The 2544-nt window shown below is 46.1% G+C and carries 2 protein-coding genes; both read left to right on the top strand.

Annotated elements, in window-relative coordinates:
- The first annotated feature begins 209 nt into the window (after nucleotides 1-209).
- Nucleotides 210-1340 carry an ABC transporter substrate-binding protein gene (locus tag IQ263_RS27905; RefSeq protein WP_194071275.1) on the top strand — a complete coding sequence of 377 codons (1131 nt, stop codon included), beginning with the start codon at nucleotides 210-212 and terminating at the stop codon, nucleotides 1338-1340.
- Nucleotides 1341-1498: 158 nt separating this feature from the next.
- The gene (locus IQ263_RS27900) at nucleotides 1499-2410 is read left to right on the top strand and encodes an ABC transporter permease (RefSeq protein ID WP_194071274.1); all 912 of its coding nucleotides are present in this window, start codon (nucleotides 1499-1501) and stop codon (nucleotides 2408-2410) included.
- Nucleotides 2411-2544: the final 134 nt, after the last annotated feature.

Below are 2544 nucleotides of genomic sequence, written 5' to 3'. Positions count from 1 at the left end.
TATAAGAGACAGGAATGGGAGAGGGGGAAAATGGGAAAATAGGAGAATGCCCAATGCCCAATTCCCAATGCCCAATTCCCAATTCCCAATTCTCAATGCCCAATTCTCAATGCCCAATGCCCAATGCCCAATTCCCAATTCCCAATTCCCAATTCCCAATCCCCAATTCCCCAATCTAAAATCTAAAATCTAAAATCTAAAATCAAACTGTGCCTCCGACAAATCTACCAATTTCCAGGATTTTCCCGGCTAATTCGACACGCCGTCAGTTCCTAAAAAATTCGGCGGCGACAATTTCCGGCTTAGCCCTTTCGAGTTGCGGCTGGCGACTGGCAGACGTACAATCTGCTCCTCCCGTCACAGGTTCTGCCGACCAACTGTTCATCTATACGTGGGCTGGCTATACCGATAAAGCTTTGCTCGATCGCTTTGCCGAAAAAACAGGCATTCGCGTAGTAGCCGACGTGTTTAGTTCCAACGAAGAAATGCTGGCTAGAGTTCAAGCCGGCGGCGGCCGCGCCTACAGCATCATTTACCCGTCTGACTACATGGTGGTTCAGATGACGGAACTGGAGCTGTTGACTAAATTAGACCACTCGATTTTGGGCGGACTCGATCGGCTCAAAAAACAGTTCCAAAACCCTGTCTACGACCCAGGAAACCGCTACAGCGTCCCTTTGAGTTGGGGAACCACAGGCTTGATTTACAACAGCGAACAACTCAAAGAAGCTCCGGTCGATTGGAACTATTTGTGGCAACACAAACAGGAGTTAGCAAGACGAATGACGCTAGCAAGCGATGTTCGAGAAGTCATGGGTGCTGCGTTGCGGATGCTTGGCTATTCCCTCAATTCTACGAACCCAGAGCAAGTCAAAAAAGCTTACGAAAAGTTGGTGGAACTCAAACCCGCGATCGCATCTTTTACCACAGATGCTTGGCGGCCGCAAATGCTGACTGGCGATTTGAAGATAGCCATGTGTTATTCTTCTGATGCTAATGAAGTAATTCCAGATAACGATAAATTGAAATATATCGTGCCAAAAAGCGGTTCTTCTTTGTGGACAGACACTTTAGTAATTCCCAAAGGTGCTCCCAATCCCGAAGCAGCTTATAAATGGATTAACTTTATGCTGCAAGCCGATATCGCTGCTTCTTTAGTAGAAAGGCTCAGTTTTTCAACTCCTTCGGAAGATGCTTTTAGTTTGTTAACGCCGGAAGTCCGCGAAAACGAAATTCTTTTCCCCTCGGAAGCTGTTTTAAGAAATTGCGAAGGTGTTGCTCCGGTAGGGAAATTTATGGAAGTGTACGATCGCTATTGGACTAAATTAACCAGCGGCTGATCCTCACCTGTAGGGCGGACTTTACACGCAATCTCTGACTTTTATCCAAATTTTACATCAATCCGCCCCCACAGTCGATCGCCCGCTGCAGCATCGCTCCGTATTATATCCGCGTTAATCCGCGTTAATCAGCGGTTAAAAAATCAAAACTATTATTTATGGCTGTTTCCACCAAAGCTCCCCCTCCGATTCCTCCCACATCTCCCGCAAAAGCTGAAACTCGCTCCCCGTGGTCATCGTGGGCTGGGCCGCTAGCATTGCTCGGCCCTTCTGGCTTGTTCCTAGTTTTATTATTAGTAATACCAACTCTGGTAATTTTTCAGCTTAGCTTAGTACCAAACATTAAGCCAGGAGATTTGGTGAATCCTTCGGGAATCGGCAACTATCTGCGAGTGTTTGAACCGCTGAATTTGCAGGTGATGGGTCGATCGCTCTTTTTCGCAACTGGAACTACCATACTCTGTTTGGTGCTGGGATTTCCCGTCGCTTACTGGATAGCCCTCAATGTCTCGCCGAAGTGGCGGAATTTAACATTGTTGGGCTTTGTGTTGCCGCTGTGGACTTCTTCGCTGTTGCGATCGTATGCTTGGATTACAATACTGCGTCCTACAGGCGTTCTCAACTCGGTCTTAGCCCTTGTAGGCATCCCTCCTCTAGAATTGTTAAATCAAAGTTCCGCCGTTCTCATCGGCATGGCTTACAGCTATTTGCCTTATATCGTAACAATTCTCTACGCTTCTTTGGAAAAGCTCGATCGCAGATTGTTAGAAGCATCTCAAGATTTGGGCGCGAATCCAGTAGAAACTTTCTGGAAAGTGACAGTACCTCAAACAATGCCGGGAATTGCAGCAGGCTCTTTGCTAGTATTTATTAGCTGTTTGGGCGATTTTGTCGATCCCGAATTGCTCGGTGGAGCTTCCAGCATGACAGCCGCTCGTTTGATTTACAATCAGTTTTTGGGAGCAACACAAAATTGGGGGCTGGGTTCGGCTCTGAGTATGGTATTAATTTTTGCAGTGAGTATCGGAATTGCCCTTTTGCTCAAATATGGCGATCGTAATGCAGTTTAGTCAGTAGTTATTGGTTATTGGTTATTGGTTATTGGTTATTGGTTATTGGTTATTGGTTATTGGTTATTGGTTATTTGTTATTTGTTAATTCCTATTCCCTATTCCCTATTCCCCATTCCCCATTCCCAATTCCC

The organism is Tychonema sp. LEGE 06208, from assembly GCF_015207505.1.
Taxonomy (GTDB): Bacteria; Cyanobacteriota; Cyanobacteriia; order Cyanobacteriales; family Microcoleaceae; genus Microcoleus.
Note: the sequence above shows the minus strand (reverse complement) of the source record. Positions and strands in the feature narration are given on the sequence as shown.

Coding starts and splice junctions, on each gene's coding strand:
- IQ263_RS27900 (WP_194071274.1), top strand. CDS start 1,499: ATGGCTGTTTCCACCAAAGCTCCCCCTCCGATTCCTCCCACATCTCCC.